Here is a 2908-nt window from a genome sequence, read left to right on the forward strand (position 1 = left end):
GCATCGGGGGCTATGGCTGTGCCTCGGTCTTCCCAATGCACAAGGTCTTTACTAACGCTGTGGCCCCACGTCATGTTCTCCCATTGCGACCCATAGGGGTTCCATTGGTAATAAAGGTGGTACAGCCCGTCTTTGTAAAACAGTCCGTTGGGGTCGTTCATCCATCCGTAAGGCGGCGTGTGGTGGTACAGCGGACGCCACTTTTCGCGGTTGGCTGTGTCGAAGTTGTCGGTCATTGTCATGGTTTTCCAGCACACATAGTCGTTTAGGTTGCCGTTTTTACGAACGTCGCCCTGCACGTGCACATCGAGAATGAAGGGTTTCCCCTTAACGGCATCGAGTGCAAGTGGCACGAAATAGTCTACGTGGTCGGCCGCCAAGCGCACGTTAAGCGTTTGAATGGCGTTGTTGTCTACGATAAGTCGCAGGTTGCAAAGCTCTGCTTTCTCTTCAACGGGCAACAGCAAGTAGCGCGTTGTGTGCGTGTCGAAAGCCAGCATGCAATGGTTTTTGCTGAGCATGTTCATCTTTTTGTAGGTGTCGGCCTGGGCAATGGCATGCGCCACAAATAGCAATAAGAGGGTTGTTGCAAGCCTAAGCATGGGTTTGGTTAGTCTTTGTGCCATAATCTTGAATGGTTGTTTGCGGTTTAGGTGATGCGCGTTAGGTATGGAAAATCCATAATTCTCTGTCCCAAAGATAAAACTAAGTGGGCTAAACGCCAAGTTTTTGCGCATCGGATATGGGCGGATTAATGTTTATTAACGGGGCAATGCGCTGTGTGCGAACAACGGGTTGCCCGCGACTCTTGGTCGAGGACAACCCGTTGACCCTCTGATAAGCTATTTGGTTGTGCTCACGCTGAGGTTGCTCACGTTCACTTCGCCGCCATAGCTGTTGATGCTCCAACAGTTTTTGGCCATATTATAGATGCGGTTGGTGTAGCAACACACGTCGTTGACGTACATCACCAGCACGCTGTTGTCGGTGTAGATCGTTATGTTATAGGTGTTGTCGGCGGGTCGGGCAAACACATAGCCGTCTATTCCCTCAACAAAGCCCTTACCCTTCGGTCCTTCTTCCTCGAAGTTCACCTTGCGTTTGTCGGCTCCTTCGGGGTTAACCACTAGGGTGTACCACTTTTCCGAGTCGCTGCCGCGAACAAGCGAGATGCCGAACTTATCGGTGTTGGCGGCCGCTTTTTACGGTGAAACTGATGCGATTTGCCTGCCCCAGTCGGGCGAATAGTGCCCAAGCCCCACCTTTGCAGTTTAAGGTTCGGTGCCGTTTTTGCGTTACGCCCTTGCGCGCTTTGTGCCATCAGTTTGGGGGCGGCGTTTTGGCCAAACTGCGTGCTAATGGCAGGCACTTCGCCGAGCGTTAGTGTGCCGTCGGCATGCTGTATCAGGCGATGCGCCACCAAATTGCCTGCCCATTCGGGCTCGTGGGGATAAGCCCCAACATCCGTATTGTTGTTTCCAGGACGTGTAGGACACCATCCCCAGATGTAGCGGTTGGTGCCGTCGCTAGCCGTTTTGCCAGCATAGAAACCGCGACTGTCGAGAAATCCCTCGTGGTCGTCGGGCCATTTGCCTGCGTCGTTGGCCGTAGCAGCCTTCAATTCGTCGAGGGTGCGCCCCTTGAAGTATTGCACGCGGCGCACGGCTGCATGCTTTTCGCTGTACACCAAGTACCACCAATCGCCCATTTTGAAGAGGTCGGGGCACTCGTAAAAGCGATCCCACATCATCGTCATAAACACTCCTACGTGTTTCCACGCCTTTAAATCGGTAGAAGAAAACTCTGCCAGCACGCCCTTACCATCCTTATAGGTGGCCACGAGCATGCGATAACCACTGCCATCTTCGGCCTTATAGACGTAAGGGTCGCGAAAATCGTTGGCACTATAACCATAGTCGTTGCCGCGAATGACGAACGTTTGGCTCTTGGTCCATGTCTTAAAGTCGGGCGAAGTGGCCACCATCACCACCTGTGCGTTGTCGCCTTGGCGTGGCTGATGCTTGTTGCCGGTGTAGAAGGTGTAGTAAGTGTGCTGCGTTTCGTCGTAGATGGTAGAGCCCGTGCCTAGTGCCGCATCTTGTTCGGCAGCCCCTCCGCAGGGTATCAGTTCGCCTAACGAAGTGTAGTGAGCTGCGTCTTTGGTGCTGACTGCCCAAATGGGGTGATAGGTTGCGGCAGGATTGGGACGATAATCTTGTAGATAAAGCACCTTAAAATCCTTTGCCACGGGGTCGAAGAAGGGCATGGGGTCGCCCACGAAACCTGCAAATGGCTTGTAATAGGTGTCTTGTTTCTTGTCGTCTACAGATTGGAAGAAGGTGGTTGTTCCCTGCCAGTCGCGCTCTTCAACTGCGGGCGCGTCGCTTTCGCAGCTTGCTAGCGGTGTGGCTAGCAAGGCAAACGAGGCGATGATATATGCTGTTTTGTTCATTGTTGCTGGGTTTATCGTTTAAGAAGGTTGATGGCGTTGCGCGTTAAAGTGGCTACATTTTGGTGATAATGCGGCGTTACGGGGTCGATGCTGTACCAGTCGTAGCAGCCCGAACCAATGCAGACGATGCCGCCTTTGGTGCCGTTGGCCGGTATTTCCCATGCCACGATGGCACCATCGCCACCATATCCAAGGTCGCGCGCACCGGTTTTGTTGCGCCAAGTGTCGTAATCGGCATACCCACCCCAGTCTGCACCGATGTGCCATTGGGCTGTCGAGTTGGTGATGCGATAGCCTGCGTCGCAGGTAAACACGTCGTTGGGGGCGTCGCTCTTCATCACGAGGTTGCGATAAAGTGCGTTATCGGTGTGTCCGCGCATAGAGAAACTCCACGGCGAACCCACTGTTTCGGCCTCGGCCTCATTCTGTCCCCAGCAGTTATTGGGTAGGCCGTCG

Annotated in this window: 2 protein-coding genes and 1 pseudogene; all 3 read right to left on the reverse strand. The window is 53.6% G+C overall.

The window, feature by feature from the left end; translation table 11 throughout:
• On the reverse strand, nucleotides 1–626 hold a 626-nt coding region (locus tag BN93_RS00835; RefSeq protein ID WP_157462605.1), incomplete at its 3' end, for a DUF4980 domain-containing protein.
• 216 nt (nucleotides 627–842) lie between these two features.
• Nucleotides 843–2452, reverse strand: a pseudogene (locus BN93_RS00840) (glycoside hydrolase domain-containing protein).
• A gap of 11 nt (nucleotides 2453–2463) precedes the next feature.
• On the reverse strand, nucleotides 2464–2908 hold a 445-nt coding region (locus BN93_RS00845; protein WP_019186456.1), incomplete at its 5' end, for a DUF4960 domain-containing protein.

This window comes from Prevotella conceptionensis 9403948, assembly GCF_000312305.1.
In the GTDB taxonomy this organism is placed as follows: domain Bacteria; phylum Bacteroidota; class Bacteroidia; order Bacteroidales; family Bacteroidaceae; genus Prevotella; species Prevotella conceptionensis.